The sequence below is a fragment of the Oceanobacillus bengalensis genome (assembly GCF_003628445.1).
Taxonomy (GTDB): Bacteria; Bacillota; Bacilli; order Bacillales; family Amphibacillaceae; genus Oceanobacillus; species Oceanobacillus bengalensis.
Genome location: NZ_RBZO01000037.1, coordinates 1 through 16,936, shown reverse-complemented (window position 1 = coordinate 16,936; position 16,936 = coordinate 1). Strand labels below are relative to the sequence as shown.

Annotated in this window: 15 protein-coding genes; 14 read left to right on the top strand and 1 reads right to left on the bottom strand. The window is 32.8% G+C overall.

Going from position 1 to position 16,936, the window contains the following annotated elements:
* Positions 1 to 22 precede the first annotated feature (22 nt).
* From D8M05_RS17360 to rfbB, 10 genes are all read left to right on the top strand, one after another.
* Complete coding sequence (locus D8M05_RS17360; protein WP_121134083.1) at positions 23 to 1,132, top strand: glycosyltransferase family 4 protein; 1,110 nt, start codon at positions 23 to 25, stop codon at positions 1,130 to 1,132.
* A 41-nt stretch (positions 1,133 to 1,173) separates the two neighbouring features.
* Positions 1,174 to 2,076: a glycosyltransferase gene (locus D8M05_RS17355; protein WP_121134081.1), complete on the top strand. Its 903-nt coding sequence runs from the start codon at positions 1,174 to 1,176 to the stop codon at positions 2,074 to 2,076.
* Positions 2,077 to 2,094: 18 nt separating this feature from the next.
* Positions 2,095 to 2,931, top strand: coding sequence for a glycosyltransferase family 2 protein (locus D8M05_RS17350; protein WP_121134079.1), 837 nt, complete (start codon positions 2,095 to 2,097; stop codon positions 2,929 to 2,931).
* A gap of 35 nt (positions 2,932 to 2,966) precedes the next feature.
* On the top strand, positions 2,967 to 4,121 hold the full coding sequence (locus D8M05_RS17345; RefSeq protein WP_121134077.1) for an EpsG family protein: 1,155 nt from the start codon (positions 2,967 to 2,969) through the stop codon (positions 4,119 to 4,121).
* A 30-nt stretch (positions 4,122 to 4,151) separates the two neighbouring features.
* Complete coding sequence (locus D8M05_RS17340) at positions 4,152 to 5,267, top strand: glycosyltransferase (RefSeq protein ID WP_121134075.1); 1,116 nt, start codon at positions 4,152 to 4,154, stop codon at positions 5,265 to 5,267.
* Positions 5,268 to 5,343: 76 nt separating this feature from the next.
* Complete coding sequence (locus D8M05_RS17335) at positions 5,344 to 6,642, top strand: lipopolysaccharide biosynthesis protein (RefSeq protein ID WP_121134073.1); 1,299 nt, start codon at positions 5,344 to 5,346, stop codon at positions 6,640 to 6,642.
* 148 nt (positions 6,643 to 6,790) lie between these two features.
* Positions 6,791 to 7,669: a glucose-1-phosphate thymidylyltransferase RfbA gene (gene rfbA, locus D8M05_RS17330; protein WP_121134071.1), complete on the top strand. Its 879-nt coding sequence runs from the start codon at positions 6,791 to 6,793 to the stop codon at positions 7,667 to 7,669.
* 11 nt (positions 7,670 to 7,680) lie between these two features.
* Positions 7,681 to 8,241 carry a dTDP-4-dehydrorhamnose 3,5-epimerase gene (gene rfbC, locus D8M05_RS17325; RefSeq protein WP_121134069.1) on the top strand — a complete coding sequence of 187 codons (561 nt, stop codon included), beginning with the start codon at positions 7,681 to 7,683 and terminating at the stop codon, positions 8,239 to 8,241.
* Between the two features lie 4 nt (positions 8,242 to 8,245).
* The gene (gene rfbD / locus D8M05_RS17320; protein WP_121134067.1) at positions 8,246 to 9,097 is read left to right on the top strand and encodes a dTDP-4-dehydrorhamnose reductase; all 852 of its coding nucleotides are present in this window, start codon (positions 8,246 to 8,248) and stop codon (positions 9,095 to 9,097) included.
* Positions 9,098 to 9,099: 2 nt separating this feature from the next.
* Positions 9,100 to 10,119: a dTDP-glucose 4,6-dehydratase gene (gene rfbB / locus D8M05_RS17315; protein WP_121134065.1), complete on the top strand. Its 1,020-nt coding sequence runs from the start codon at positions 9,100 to 9,102 to the stop codon at positions 10,117 to 10,119.
* A gap of 206 nt (positions 10,120 to 10,325) precedes the next feature.
* On the opposite strand, the gene D8M05_RS17310 is transcribed toward rfbB, so the two are convergent.
* A complete protein-coding gene (locus tag D8M05_RS17310; protein WP_245985508.1) occupies positions 10,326 to 11,468 on the bottom strand; it encodes a tyramine oxidase subunit B in 1,143 nt (380 codons plus the stop codon).
* Between the two features lie 209 nt (positions 11,469 to 11,677).
* Between D8M05_RS17310 and D8M05_RS17305 the strand changes: the two genes are divergently transcribed.
* From D8M05_RS17305 to D8M05_RS20320, 4 genes are all read left to right on the top strand, one after another.
* A complete protein-coding gene (locus tag D8M05_RS17305) occupies positions 11,678 to 12,535 on the top strand; it encodes a MurR/RpiR family transcriptional regulator (RefSeq protein WP_121134063.1) in 858 nt (285 codons plus the stop codon).
* Between the two features lie 192 nt (positions 12,536 to 12,727).
* Positions 12,728 to 14,818, top strand: a complete 2,091-nt coding sequence (locus D8M05_RS17300) for a hydantoinase/oxoprolinase family protein (RefSeq protein ID WP_121134062.1) — start codon at positions 12,728 to 12,730, stop codon at positions 14,816 to 14,818.
* Positions 14,799 to 16,529 carry a hydantoinase B/oxoprolinase family protein gene (locus D8M05_RS17295; RefSeq protein ID WP_121134060.1) on the top strand — a complete coding sequence of 577 codons (1,731 nt, stop codon included), beginning with the start codon at positions 14,799 to 14,801 and terminating at the stop codon, positions 16,527 to 16,529. The genes D8M05_RS17300 and D8M05_RS17295 overlap by 20 nt, the downstream gene beginning before the upstream one ends.
* A gap of 31 nt (positions 16,530 to 16,560) precedes the next feature.
* Positions 16,561 to 16,710, top strand: a complete 150-nt coding sequence (locus tag D8M05_RS20320) for a hypothetical protein (RefSeq protein ID WP_183072848.1) — start codon at positions 16,561 to 16,563, stop codon at positions 16,708 to 16,710.
* Positions 16,711 to 16,936 lie beyond the last annotated feature (226 nt).

Genomic DNA, 16,936 nt, shown 5'->3' with positions numbered 1-16,936 from the left:
TAAACAAAGAAAGGGATTCCATATGAAAGTACTATATGTATCTACAATTTCAAATACAATAAATGCATTTATGATTCCTCATATTGAACTATTATTAAATCAGGGACATCAAGTGGATATTGCATGTAACATTGAGAAAGAAATAAGTTCTCGTTTAACAAACCGGGATTGTAAAGTCTTTAATATAGAGTTTCAACGTTCACCTTTAAAAAAACAAAATTTTTCGGCTTATATAAGATTAAAAAAGCTTATACAAGAGGAGCAATATGATTTAGTTCATACTCATACCCCAATAGCTTCAGCATTGGTAAGATTTGCTTGTAAGAAAATGGATAAGGTAAAGGTGTTTTACACTGCGCATGGATTTCACTTTTTTAAAGGTGCCCCTATTAAATACTGGCTAACTTTTTTTCCCTTTGAATATTATTTGGCGAAATTTACCAATGTACTAATTACTATAAATAAAGAGGATTATGCTAGTGCGAATAGACTTTTTAAAACTGGAAAGGTTGAATACATTCCAGGAGTTGGTTTTGATACTAAAAGTTATAATAAGGTAGTTGTAGATAAAAAATTAAAACGAAAGGAAATTGGTGTACCTGAAAAGGCTTTTATTATACTTTCGGTTGGAGAACTAAATAAAAACAAAAATCATGAGACTATAATTAAGGCGTTAGCGAAATTAAAGAATCCAAATATTTATTATGTGATATGTGGAGAAGGGGTATTGAAAGATTACTTAGAAAGTTTGGTTATAAACCTGGGTATAGAACAGCAAGTTAGATTACTAGGTTATCGTAGAGATGTTATTGACATTTGTAATGTATCAGATATTTTCGCTTTTCCATCCAAGAGAGAAGGACTGGGTATGGCTGCATTAGAAGCTATGGCTTCTGGTTTACCAGTAATCACATCTAATGTGCATGGTATTAATGATTATTCTGTTGAGGGAGTTACTGGATACAAATGTGCTGCAAATAATGAAAATGGCTTTGCAACAGCCATCGAGAAACTATATTCTAACAATATGAAAAGGGTAAATATAGGATTAAATAACAAGGATTTGGTAAAGAAATTTGACCTAGAAAATACTCTGTTAGAATTAGATAGGATATATAAAAGCAATTCATAAGGGTAATACATTATTTTTGTATTTATATTTGAGGTGATAAATTGGAGCATGTAAAAGTTTTACTTTCTACTTTTAATGGAGAAAGGTATCTCAACGAACAAATTGAAAGCATAATAAATCAAGTTGGAGTTAAGGTAGATTTACTTGTTAGAGACGATGGATCAAGTGATAAAACACGAGAAATATTGTCGGAATGGGAGAGAAAAGGTTATCTAACTTGGTATGATGGCCCTAATATGAAACCCGCTAATAGTTTTCTAGACCTAATTTTCCATGCTTCTCCTGATGTACAATTCTATGCTTTTTGTGACCAAGACGATGTATGGGATAAGGATAAATTAAAAATTGCTGTTGAATACATCAAAAATCGTGATTCTAATAAACCTTCACTCTATTATTCTAAGTTAAATCCTGTTAACGAATCATTGCAACCTATAAATGTTAATTATAGAAAAGGTAAAGACAGTCTAGGAAGAGCAATGTTAGTCAGTTACGCAGCAGGCTGTACTATGGTATTCGACAGAGAATTATTTACTTTAGCGCGGAAATATAAACCAAAAGATATTAGAATGCATGACCATTGGATTTACCTGATTTGCATTGCTGTAGGTGGAAATATTATATTTGATACTTTACCTCACATTAAATATCGACAACATTCGAATAATTCCGTTGGTTACAAGGCAGGTAAATTTAAACAGATTTTACGATTGTGGGAAAGTTTCTCACATGGTAATCGAGAGCGTTCAAAGCAAATTATTGAATTGAATAGGGGATACTCGAAGTATATTACTGAACAAAATTTAGCACTTGTAAATAGGGTTATAAATTATGGGAATTCTTGGAAAGACAAATTCCAATTAATATTTGATAAGGATATAAAAACTGGGTCAATTAAAAATAACGTTTTACTAATAATAGCTATTGTTACAAATCGGTTTTAGGGGAAAAGGAGTATAACAATGAATAAACACATAGCAGGTATAGTATTATATAATCCAGATATTCCTCGTCTTCAGGAAAATATTGAATCTATTTATAAACAGGTTGAACAAGTGATTTTAATTGACAATGGTTCAAAAAATATTAAGGAAATTAAATTTCTAATTAACAGATTTGAAAAACTAACTCTAATAGAAAATAAACAAAATAAAGGAATTGCAACTGCATTAAACCAAATAGTGAATTATTCTATGAATTGTAATTTTAATTGGGTTCTATTATTAGATCAAGATTCTGTAAGTCCTTTAAATATAATAGATGAATTTGATAGATATACTTGTACAGATGAAAAAGTTGCAATAATATGTCCTGAAATAAATGATAGGAATTCAGTACAAGTTAGTAATAGTAACAATATTGAAGAATATGAATATGTCAAAGAGTGTATAACTTCAGGTTCGTTTCTTAATTGTTCTATTTGGTATGAAATTGGCGGATTTGATGAGAAAATGTTCATCGATTATGTAGATATTGAATATTGTAAAAGGGTAATAAGAGCTGGTTTTAAAATATTAAAAGTTAATAGAGTAGAATTATTGCATGAAATAGGTAAAAGAAACACATATAAATTCTTATGGCTAAATGTTCCTACTTATGAGCATAGTGCTTTTAGAAAATACTATATAACAAGAAATACATTATACTTCACTAGGAAATATAAAGAAGATGAAAATATTCTTTATGCATATTTGAAAGTTATTAAACGATTAATAATTGTGGTTTTATATGAAAAAGATAAGTGGAAAAAGATAAATGCGATGTATAGAGGAATGAGAGATAGTTATAAAATGATTTAGTTTTTGTTTTAAATGATTGTTATTGGAGGAAATATATGGATTTTGAATGGCAGTTGGATCGAGCAGATGCCCTATTATTATATTATGTCTTTATTATTCTTGCTACATTATTCGCATTTTTAAGTGAAAAATATGGATATATTAAAAACGGGAGAAAGCATGTTAATAAGTTTTTTTGGATTACTTCGTTTTTATGCTTATTTATTCCTTTAGCCTTCAGGGGCTACGGTATAGATCATGAAAGTTATATACATTTTTATAAGCAAATAAATAACATTTATTACGAATATAATGGCTTTCCAGAACCATTGTTTATGCTTTTAAATTTTTTAGTTGGGAATATTTTTAATGAATTTCAATATATATATATATTTTCTGCTCTGATTAGTTTGGTAATGTTTTATATTGCACTTTCTGGAAGAATTGGAAAGAATAGTTTAGGTATTAGTATATGGATGTTATCAGTAGCTTATTATTTTTACATGTATGGTCTAGTTCGAATGTTTATAGCGGTTGCAATAATAGTATTTGCGCATAAATATATTGAGGAAAATAAACGAAGTAAATATATAATTACATGCTTTATAGCTGGAATGTTCCATTATAGTGCGCTAATTATGATTCCCATTTACATTTTCTCCACATATAAAGGTTCTGAGAGAGAAGAGTTTACAAATAAAACCAATGTAATGTATGCATTTACTGCAATAATTATTACCCCGATAGTATTTTTCTTTTCAAGTTATTTATTTGGGTATGTGTTTGGAAACTTAGACTTCTTTTCAAGATATGCAGGTTATTTCGAGCCAACGCTTAATATGGGCACTTTTAAAAATTTTGCATGGGCATGGCCATTATTATTCATTGTTTTGTTTTTTGGGAAAAGCATAGTCCAAAGAGTTAATCATGGGGGAATTCTAATTAAAATGTTTTGGTTTCTAATTAGTCTCTCAATTATTTCAGCTATATTTCCGATTTTTAGGCTAACGTTTTACTTGTATTATATAGGTTTCTATTTATATTCTGCAGTATCTAAATTATATTTCAAACCTCGAGAGAGGCCGTTAATTTTATATATTTATTGTTGTGGACTAGGTTTGTTAGGATTAATATATATTCATGCAGTTTTTTTTGATAGTCCGTTTATTGAACCATACTTACTTCCGTACTACTTTAATATTCCGGATTAAATAGGCGTAACTAATTAAGAAGGTGACTTTATGCAAAGATTATTATATATAACACCTGTGAACAAAAATTTAGTTGGTATTTGGAAAAAAATTAAAATGCAGGTTAATTATTTTGAAAAGAAAAAAATTTCAGTAGATATTTTAGATGTTAAAAGAGATACTAATCATCGTATTTTGAATGCCATATTAAAAAGAATACCATATGTAGGAATACATAGATGGAGTATTAATTTTGAGGATATTAAGAATACCGACTATGTATATATACGATATGAAAAAAGTGATTACCAATTTGTAAAAAGTTTAAAGACTATTAAAGAAACTAATCCAAAAATTAAAGTTTTAGTAGAAATACCTACTTATCCATATGATAATGAAGGACAAATAAGTATAAGTAATATTTTGATTATACTTAAGGATCGTAGAAACAGAAGAAAGATGTACAAATACGTTGATAGAATTATTACATTTTCGGATGATCAATTTATCTTTGGGATCCCTACTATCAGAGTATCAAACGCAGTAAACACTCAAAATATAACACCTAAAAAAATAATAACTTCAAGTATGGCAATAAACGTAATAGCAGTAGCGAATTTTGCCTTTTGGCATGGTTATGATCGATTTATTAAAGGTCTGTATAATTACTATAATAGTGATAATCGTAATAAGGAAAGTATAATCTTACACTTGGTAGGCATAGGGAATGAGCTAGAACATTATAAGTCATTAGTCTCCAAATACAAGTTGGAAAAAAAAGTAATCTTTTATGGAAAAATGGAAGGTAGAGAATTAGACGAAATCTATGATAAATGTGATATTGGATTAGATGCTTTGGGTAGACATAGGAGTAAAGTTTATTACAATAGTACTCTAAAGGGGAAAGAGTATGGAGCAAAAGGTCTTCCAATAATTTCTGGAGTTAGAACAGAACTAGATAATCATGAAGACTTTAAGTATTATTTACGTGTTCCAGCAGAAGATTCTCCAATTGATATGATAAAAGTAATTCATTTTTATAACGAAATTTATAATTCAATTGAGAGTAAAGAAGAAATTATAAATAATATAAGAAATTATACAGAAAGTAATTTTGATGTTAACGTTGTTTGGGAAAAGGTCGTTAACTTTTTAAAGAATAAATAGATTGCTATATTATAGCAGTCATCTTGTTTTGGTGAAGCTTATTACAGCAAATTTTATAATGTGAAGGAACATCCTTATGAAAAGCCAATTTATTAAATTTACTAAGAAGCCCTTTGTCAGGAATGTGATAATATTATCTACTGGAACAGCTGCTGCTCAAGTGGTGACTATGCTTCTTTCCCCATTTATTACACGTATTTATGGACCTGAGGCATTTGGATTAATGGGTACATTTAATACTATAATATCTATTATTGTACCTATCGTTGCATTAACATATCCCATAGCTATAGTTCTTCCAAAGCATGATAGTGAAGCTCATGGGATAATTAGACTTTCAATTTTTATAACAACAATTGTAGCTATTTTTTCTGGAATATTGTTGTTGTTTTTCCATCAGAAGTTTTTGGAGCTTTTTCAATTGGAGGAAATTGCTTCTTATCTATATTTGATTCCAATAATTATTTTTAGTGCAGGTATATTGCAAGTTATAGAACAATGGCTCATTCGCACTAGACAATTTAGTGTGTCAGCTAAAGTTACTTTTGTACAAGCCCTGATAATTAATAGCGGTAAAGTAGGGGTAGGTCTTTTTTCTCCTGTAGCGTCAATATTAATAATATTTTCTGCCTGTACGCAAGGTTTAAAAGCTTTTCTATTACTTATTTTTACAAGAAATACTAAAGCTAGACTTCCTTCGGTTATATTTAGAAAAAGTACATCTTCAAAGGGACTTGCTAAAAAGTATAAAGACTTTCCATTGTTTAGAGCACCACAAAGCATTGTTAATTCAATTTCTGAAGGAATTCCAGTTTTAATGTTGTCCAGTTTTTTTGGTGCAGCTTCTGTTGGTTTTTACAGTATAGGTAGAAGTGTATTAAATGTTCCAACGCAGCTTATTGGTAAATCAGTTGGAGATGTTTTCTATCCAAAGATATCAACCGTTGCAAATAGCGGTGAAAGTGTATCTAAGATGCTACTAAAGGCTACGCTTATTCTTATTGGTATTGGTATCCTTCCTTTTGGATTTGTAATTTTGTTCGGTCCATTTCTTTTTAGCTTAGTATACGGTTCAGAATGGTTATTAGCAGGAGAATATGCAAGATGGATAGCATTATGGAGCTTCTCATCCTTTATTCTTCAACCAGTTGTAAGAACGTTACCTGTCATAATGGCTCAGAGATTTCATCTAGTTTATACTATCTTTTCTTTATTAATTCGTATATCAATGTTAGCAATTGGTTACTTTTGGTTTTCGAGTGATATAATTGCAATTAGTCTTTTTGGAGCATCAAGTGGTCTACTGAACCTAATTTTAATCATTATTACACTAATACTATGTAGAAGGTTTGATAGACTTAATCGAGTAAGGTAAATTAGCTTTCATACCTAAGTTTTAACTTAACTTATAAGTAATAGAAATTATTACACATAAGCTATAATAAGTTTGTTAGATTTATTTGGCTAATAAGAGTGATATAACTTTAATTGATAAATATATTAATTAGATTGGAGATAAGCAAATGAAAGGCATAATTTTAGCAGGTGGAAGCGGAACACGTCTATATCCATTAACTATGGTAACAAGCAAACAATTACTTCCAGTCTATGATAAACCAATGATTTATTACCCGCTATCAACATTAATGTTAGCTGGAATTAAAGATATACTAATTATTTCTACACCTGAAGATACGCCAAGATTTAGCTCTTTACTAGGAGACGGATCTCAGTTTGGAATTAATCTCCAATATATGGTACAAGAAAGTCCAGATGGTTTAGCACAAGCATTTATAATTGGTGAAGACTTTATTGGTAATGATTCTGTTGCAATGGTACTGGGTGATAATATTTATTATGGTAGCGGGTTAAGGCAAAAACTTATGAATGCTAGTCAAAAAGAAAGTGGTGCAACCGTATTTGGTTACCATGTGCCAGACCCAGAAAGGTTTGGGGTAGTAGAGTTTGATAAAAACGGGAAAGTTATAAGTGTTGAAGAGAAGCCACCAGTACCAAAGTCAAATTATGCGATTACGGGACTTTATTTTTATGATAATCGTGTTGTTGATATCGCGAAAAATGTCGAGCCTTCTGAACGAGGTGAGCTAGAAATAACATCTGTAAATGAAGCATATTTACAATTAGGTGAGCTTCATGTTGAATTACTAGGTCGTGGATATACTTGGTTAGATACAGGTACACACGAAAGCCTAGTTGATGCAACAAATTTTGTTCGTACAATTGAAGAACATCAAGGAATCAAGATTTCCGCACCAGAAGAAATAGCATATGTAAATGGATGGATCTCAAAGGAGAAACTAGTCGAGTCTGGGGAAATGTTGTCAAAAACAGGGTATGGTAAATATCTATTAAAAGTAGCAGATGGTTATATTAAATATTAGAGGTGAGCGGAATGAAAATTATTGATACAAATCTTGATGGTGTAAAAGTAATTGAACCAGCTGTTTTTGGTGATCATCGTGGTTGGTTTATGGAAACACATAGTTATTCAAAGCTTAAAGAAGCAGGGATAGATTTGAATTTTTTACAAGATAATCAATCTTTTTCGGCAACAAAAGGTACATTACGAGGGCTGCATTTTCAGCTTAATCCAAAGGCTCAAACTAAACTTGTTCGTTGTACAAAGGGAGAAATTTTTGATGTTGCTGTTGATATTAGAAAAGGAAGCCCGACTTATGGTAAATGGTTTGGTATTGAATTAACTGCTGAAAATAAAAAACAGCTATTGATCCCTCGAGGATTTGCACATGGTTTTATGACATTAACAGAAGATGTGGAAGTGCAATATAAAGTCGATAATGATTATGCACCAGAATGTGATGGGGGAATTGCTTGGAATGACCCAACAATCGGAGTGGAATGGCCGATGGATGTCAAGCCTGTCTTATCAGAAAAGGATGAAAAGGCTCCAACATTAGAAGCTGCTGAATTAAATTTTGTTTACGAGGGGTAAGTTAATGAAAATATTAGTAACGGGATACACTGGACAACTCGGATTTGATGTTGTTAATGAGGGGAAAAAACAAGGATTAGACATAATCGGAGTAGGAAGTGCTCACTTAGATATTACATTAGAAGAAAAGACTTTCAATTATATAAATGAATTGAGACCTGATGCAATTATTCACTGTGCAGCATATACAGCAGTTGATAAAGCTGAGGATGATAAAGATACTAGCTGGAAAGTAAATGTTGAAGGGACTAGAAATTTAGCAAATGCTGCCAAGGAAGTTAATGCAAAATTTATGTACATAAGTACTGACTATGTATTTGAGGGTACTGGGGAAAATGAATTTAAAGAAACTGGTGGGACAAAACCAATCAATCATTATGGTTTAACAAAGCTTGAAGGGGAAAAAGCTGTACAGAAACTACTAGATAGTTATTTTATTGTTCGAATCTCATGGGTATTCGGAAAGAACGGAAATAACTTTATTAAAACAATGCTTCGTTTGTCAGAATCACATGACGAACTTAATGTTGTTGGTGATCAAATTGGATCACCAACGTACACGTACGATTTAGCTACGTTACTTATTGAAATGATTCAGAGCGATAAGTATGGTATTTATCATGCTTCGAATGATGGATTTTGTAGTTGGGCAGAATTTGCTGAGGAGATATTTAGACAAGCGGATAAAAAGGTAAAAGTAAATGCGATTAGTACGGAGGAATACCCTACTAAAGCGGCTAGACCTAAAAATTCACGAATGTCTAAAGATAATTTAGTTAAGAATGGTTTCAACAAACTACCAAAATGGCAAGATGCTCTAAAACATTATTTAAACGAATTAATCGAGGTGAAATAAACATGACTAAGAAGAAAGTTGTCGTAACGGGTGGGGCTGGCTTTATTGGAGGGAATTTTGTCCAATACATGGTTAATAAATACCCTAATTATGATATCTACAATTTAGACTTGTTAACATATGCTGGTGACTTAACAAAACATAAGGAAATAGAAGGCAAGGGTAACTATCATTTTGTTAAAGCCGACATTGCAGATAGAGAAACGATTTTTAATCAGTTTAAGGAGGAAAAATTTGATTATGTTGTACATTTTGCTGCAGAAAGCCATGTAGATCGTTCCATTACTAATCCTGAAATTTTTACTCAAACAAATGTTTTAGGGACGCAAGTGCTACTTGATGCAGCTAAAGAGTTTAATGTCACGAAATTCCTACATGTGTCAACAGATGAAGTGTACGGTGAATTAGATTTTGATCCAACAACTTTCTTTACAGAAGAAACACCTCTTCAGCCAAATAGTCCTTATAGTGCAAGTAAGGCGTCGTCGGATTTGTTGGTACGTGCGTATCACGAAACCTATGATCTACCTGTTAATATTACACGTTGCTCTAATAACTACGGTCCTTATCATTTTCCAGAGAAATTAATTCCACTGACGATATCAAGGGTACTTAATGAAGAGAAGGTACCAGTTTACGGTACTGGAGAAAATATAAGAGATTGGTTACATGTATATGATCATTGTGCAGCCATTGATTTGGTATTGCATGAAGGGGAAAATGGTGAAGTATATAATGTAGGTGGACACAACGAACAAACAAACCTTGAAGTTGTAAAAACTATTATTAAAACGTTAGGGAAATCTGAAGAATTAATTGAATTTGTAAAAGATCGTTTAGGCCATGATAAGCGCTATGCAATAGATCCCACAAAACTTGAGAAATTAGGTTGGAACCCAACATATAACTTTGATACTGGAATTGCGCAAACCATTCAATGGTATTTGGATAATAAAGAATGGTGGGAGCAAATTGTAAGTGGGGAATATAAGGATTATTTTGATAAACAGTATAACTTATAGAAGTTTCAACTAGAAAATTAGAAGATTTTAATTATACCTTCTAGTTCTTACTTTTTGTTATAAAGGAAATATGTATAATGTAAGGGATGTATGATATAAACTATTGACCAGTGAACCTGTCCCTCTGGACCCTAAAAAGCTAACAAGAAAAATTACAATTCCTTGTTAGCTTAGGTACTAGTGAAGAACTTCCCTAGTTTTCTCTCTTATGCCCAGTGTGGTGTATCCCACAGCTTTAATTTTTGCCCGATTGCTTTTTCCTTTGCTTTCTTATATACTTCATATCCCCAGGCAATATCTTCTGTCGGTAATCCACCAGTAACAAAAATGATGGTTTCATCATCACTTTTTCTCACTTTTTCCTTGCTATAGGCTATGTCTCCGAGACTTTGTATCGTGGTTTGGTCAATTTCCTTTTTATGCGCTAAATGAATAAGATCACCAGTTGGTGCCCAACTTAAAATACTGTCAATACCATTTGGATGTTCCCTGCCATCGCGATACCAAGCTTCATGCATTTTCCAATTGTCTGCAACAATTTTATTATTTTTATAAAATTCGTCGGATAACTGAGCAGTTCCTGTAAGCGTTATCAAACAACCCTTTTTGATCCACTCGTCTTCTATTACTGGTTTAGCTGCTCCTGAAGTGGCCACGCTTATAATGTCTGAATCTCTTATACAAGCTTCCAGTGAATCTTCTATTTTAAATTTAACATTTAATTCACTTTCCAGTTCTTTAATAAACGCTTTGCTTCTATCAAAATTAATATCAAACACTTTTATGACTTCTAAAGTAGGAACTGCATATTTGATGGCAGCAACACATGCTCTGTTAATTACCCCAGTACCAACAACTCCCAATACTTTTGAATCTTCTCTTGCTAAATGCCTGCTTGCAACGCCTGGTACTGCACCAGTTCGCATTGCACTAATTAGATTACCCGACATATAGGCAAGTGGCTGACCAGTATCCACATTATTTAGAGTTACGGTTAGAATGGAACGGGGGAGGCCTTTGTCTTTGTTTGCAATATTGGATCCATACCATTTATCACCAGCAATATTAAACTCTCCTCCTAGGTATGAAATCAGTGACATAAAACGTCTGTCAGGCCCCGCAATTGGCATATTATCGAATCTCTTTTCTTCAGGAAACCAAAGCATAAGTCCGTGATCGTTCTCCTTGGGTCCACCCATGAGATAATCTCCTTCTCCCAATACCTGAAACATTTTATCAATTGTTTCAACACAGTGTTCCATATCAAGTACACCAGCTTCAATTAATTCAGGTTCTGATAGAAATAACAATTCTACAGCAGCACTTTTATTTATTTCTTCCTCTTTCAATCTAAGCACCCTTTCAGTATTTAAATTAAATTCTAAATATTATAATTAATAATCTAACATTAAAAAGGACTATTGTAAACCACATAATCACAAGAAAGGATTAAATAATCCTAATTGATTATAGGGAAATTTATCATTTGTTTTTAAAATCCAATAAAACCGTGTATATTTTATTTAGCGATGTAATTTCTGAAGGAGGATTAAATGAAATGAGTAATAAAAATATAATTAGTAGAATATTGGAGAAAAAGAATGGGTTACCTAAAAAGCAACGTATTTTCTGTGACTTTGTAATAGAAAACTTCCGAAATATTGGTCTAGATGGAGTATCAGAAATGGCAGAAAAAGCTGGTGTAGGAAATACCACTGTATTAAGAGCGGTAAAAAATCTAGGCTATAGTAACTTTAATGATTTCAAAAAGGAAATTCATGCGTTATCAATAGATTCTCGTGTTCCTAAATGGTGGAATTTTGACCAGAGTGAGGAAAAAATAGGTGGTGGTAGAGAAAGTAATATCGAGAGAATATGGGATGAAATTAATGTACTACAACGTATATCTTTAGATGATTTCTTAATTGAAGGAATAGAGGAAACGGTTGAGTTGATTATCTCCTCCGAAACTACTCATGTTTTTGGACTTAGAACTTCTAGAGTAGCTGCTATTTACTTTGAGAACCTTATTAATCAATTCTACCCAAAAGTAAATCAACTTAGCTATGAACCATATTTTATCATGGATAGATTATATCATATGAAAAAAGGTGATGTTGTAGTAATCATTGCTCTGTCCCCTTTCACTCAGCTATCTTATCAGGCGGCAAAGTATTGTAAAGAATTGGGCCATCCAATTATTTTGATAACAGATGATGAAAATAATTCACTTAAAGCATTTGCTAGCATTGTTCTTAAGACTATAAGACATGATGAGCATTACACAATGGTGCCTTTAATATCTTTAATTGAAACCATAACAGTAATGCTTGGTAAGCATATGAAAAACGATTCCCAAAAGAAATTAGAAAAAATAGGGCAGTTGCTGGTGGAAAAAAATATAACAACAATATAAATTTTACTAACCTCACATTAACTATAATTTAGCAAGAGCATCATTTTGGAAAAAAAAATCCTTTTTGAAAAATAAAGGGTTTACTTTATCCAAAACTAATGTTAAAATTTTTGGTAAATTAGGAAATTTAAATAATCTTTATGGTAGCGCTTTCTAAGTTGTGTTGTTAGAAAATAAGCAGGAGGTTAGAGAATGAGGTATAGAATTGGTGTTGACACAGGTGGTACATTTACAGATGTAGCTCTAATATCAGAGGAGAGTGGAGAAACATTTATTACAAAAGTTCCCTCCACTCCGGAAAACAGTTCAATTGGTGTTTTAAATGGAGTAAAGCAAATTATTATGGAAACAGGGATTCAGTATGAAGATTTAAACTTCTTTATTCATGGATCAACAGTGGCTACCAATACCCTATTGGAAAAAAAGGGTGCTAAAACAGTTCTTTTGACAACAAAGGGCTTTAAGGATGTTCTGCAAATTGGCAGACAGACCCGACCAAAGTTATATGATTTTAGAGCGAGAAGAAATGAACCGTTGGTAACGAGAGATTTAAGATTAGAAATTGATGAGAGAATTAATGCAAAAGGTGAGGTAGTAAAAGAAATAGATCAAAATCAACTGACGGAATTAGTAGAAAAATTAAAAGATGTGGATGCAAAGGCGGTAGTTGTTTCATTTATTAATTCCTTTTTAAATAGTGAAAATGAAATAATAGTAAAGGAATTCCTAGAAAAATCATTGCCGAACGTATCAATTACCATTTCCTCCGAGGTTCTTCCAGAAATTAAAGAGTACGAAAGAACAAGTACAGCGGTTGTAAATGGTTATGTTATGCCAAAAATGGAGTATTATCTTAGATATTTAGAAGAAAAAATTACGGAGTTGAAAATACCGAGTGAACTTTATATTATGCAGTCAAATGGAGGCGTTATCAATACAGATACTACTGTTAAAATGCCTGTAAGAACTGTACTGTCAGGTCCAGCTGGTGGAGTAGTCGGTGGTAGTAATATAGCAGATCAAACAGAATATAAAAATTTAATAACGATTGATATGGGTGGAACAAGCCTGGATACATCATTAATAGAAAATGGGAAACCTCAATATACAACGAGCAGTAAGATACAGGATTTTCCGATTCATGTACCAATGGTAGAGATGCACACAATCGGTGCTGGTGGTGGTAGTATAGCTTGGATTGATTCAGGTGGTGCTCTTCGTGTTGGTCCAGAAAGTGCAGGAGCTGTTCCTGGTCCAGTATGCTATGGAAAAGGAGGAACAGAACCTACAGTTAGTGATGCCAATGCTATTTTAGGACGTATTAATCCAAATTCTCTATTAGGTGGAAAGATGAAAATTGATATTCATTCCGCTAAAAAGGTAATTAAAGAAAAAATTGCGGATCCCCTTGGTTTAACGGTTGAAAAAGCTGCTGAGGGAATATTGAAAGTAGTAAATACAAATATGGTAAGAGGAATTCGCGTTATTTCGGTAGAAAAAGGTCATGATTCACGGGACTTCTCATTATTGGCTTTTGGTGGAGCAGGACCATTACATGCAAGTGATATTGCTGAGGAGCTTGGCTGTAAGAATATTATTATTCCTCCTAATCCTGGTATAGCATGTGCGATGGGGATGCTTACAGCAGATGTTCGCCATGATTATGTACAGTCTTATATTTCAGAATTATCGCAAATTAATCTAGAAGAATTAAATAATAAATTATCCAAATTATATCGTATTTCACGTGATGAACTAGCTGCTGAAGGGTTTAAAAAAGAAGAAATGAAGTTTCAGGCAAGTCTTGATTTACGTTATAAAAATCAAGCATATAACCTAAATATTGAGTTGGATGATATGTATGTAACTGAAGTAGAAATAAGGAATGCAGTTGAAAAGTTTCATAGTAGTCACAATAAAGTATACGGATTTAGTAGATTAGGTGAAGAACTTGAAGTGGCCAATATACGATTAATTTCTTATGGTCTTATTAAAAAGCCTAAAGAAAATATTAATAATAATGGTCCTAATCAGGATTTGGAACCGATTGGAAATCGTGAGGTATACTTTGAAGGAAGCTTTTATAATACTTCTATCTATGAAAGAAGTGATATGTATTCAGGAAATGTAATTAAAGGACCAGCTGTTATTGAGCAGCTTGATTCAACAGTGATTATTCATCCATATCAAGAAGCTTTAGTAGACATTTACCATAACTTAGTGATCCAAAATGTGAAGAAAAAGGCTGGGAGGGAATTAAAAAATGCGGTCCTCAAAAATTGATGGAATTACATTAGAAGTAATGAAGAATTCTTTCTATACAATTGCAGAAGAAATGGGTGTGACGTTAATCAGAACCGCTTTATCCACAAATATAAAGGATAGAGTAGACTGTTCGACGGCAATTTACACAAAAGAGGGAGAACTAGTTGCTCAAGCGGAACATGTCCCACTTCATTTAGGATTAATGCCTTCAGTAGTTAAAGAAGTATTGAAGATGTATCCAGAAGATGAATTAAAGGAAGGAGATGCCATATTAATAAATGATCCTTATATTAGCGGATCTCACTTACCTGATATATTTATGATAAGCCCTATTTTCTATAGAAATGAGTTAATTGCTATTGCTGCAAATATAGCTCACCATGTGGATGTAGGAGGTCTTACTCCAGGAAGTATGTCTGTAAAGGCAACAGAGATTTTTCAGGAAGGAATACGTCTTCCAGCAATTAGGGTACGGAAAAATGGAGTGTTAGATAGTGAAGTTATACGTCTTTTAGAGAAGAATGTTCGAACTGGTGAAGAAGTACTGGGTGATATTTATGCTCAGCTAGCAGCAAATAGTGTTGCTGAAAAGGGAATTATAGAATTAGTTGAAAAGTATTCTAAAGACCATGTATTCCTTTGCATGAAGGAACTCATGAACTACTCGGACAGAAGAATGCGTAATGCAATTGAGAAAGTGACCGATGGAGAATATACGTTTACAGACTATCTTGAGGGTGATGGAATAACAGAAGATTTACTTAAGATCTGTACAAAAGTTATAGTAGATCGTGACACAATTACTGTTGACTTTACTGGTTCAAACGAGCAAACAAAAGGACCTGTTAACTCTACACATGGAGTAACAAGCGCCTGCGTCTTCTATGCGCTGAAGTCATTATTGGAGCCTGATGTTCCTCCGAATGCAGGGACTTACAGAAGTATTGAAATTATTGCACCAAAAGGTACGATAGTAAATCCGAACTTCCCTGCGCCTGTTTCTAATGCAAACTCTAATACTTCTCAGAGAATTGCAGATACAATTTTTGGTGCCTTAGCAGATATTCTTCCAGAGAAGTCTATGGCTGCTTGTTCAGGAACCATGAATGGATTCTCTATAGGTGGATTCAATAAGGATAGAAATAAGTATTTTTCTTATGTAGAAACTTATGGAGGAGGTCAAGGTGCACTTACAGATATGGACGGAATGGATGGTGTCCATACCAATATGACAAATACCTTGAATACACCAGTTGAAGTAATAGAACAATCCTTCCCGTTTATTGTCAACAAATATGCATTGGTAGATGGAAGTGGTGGTCCAGGTAAACATCGCGGGGGATTAGGACTTGAGCGAGAGCTTGTACTGCTAGGTGATGAATATACCGTTACATTAATGTCAGACAGACAGAATAATAAACCTTGGGGCTTATTTGGTGGACATGGAGGAGAAAACTCATCGTGTACAGTCATTACTCCTGAGGGAGAACGAAAGGAATTATCGTCTAAAGTTACGATGTCAGTACCGAAAAATACCACAATTATATTGCAGACTGCTGGTGGTGGTGGGTATGGAACACCTATTGAAAGAAACCCAGACGAAGTATTAAAGGATGTTGTATTAGGCCATATTAGCGTAGATGAGGCACTCCATCAATATTCTGTAGTAATCGATGAAAAGACATTAAAAATAAATTATCAAGAAACAAATGTGATAAGAAATAACTAACTTTATTGTAATTTTAGAAGGGAGGTACACCATGAAAAGTGTAAAAAATGATTTAAATTATGATGGATCTGAAATGGATGAAGTAAAATCCCCTCCTCTATTAATGATCATAACAATTCTGGGATTCCTTGGGTTAGGTTTTATATACATTTTTACATGGGCTCAATTGTTAAGTCCCTAAAAATCCGTTTAAAGGAGTAGTCATATGGCAATAGCGATTTTTGTTATTTATTTCGCCTTCCTAATTATTATAGGTCCGTTGGCGGCTAGGAAAATGAGTAGAAAGGTAAGCGTCAAACCATGCACACCTTCTAACCCATGATTGATTATGAGATAATCTCTTTAGAAATATATTCTGGAGGTTATGCCATGAACGATGCTGATAAAAGAATAAAATGGAAAGCAAG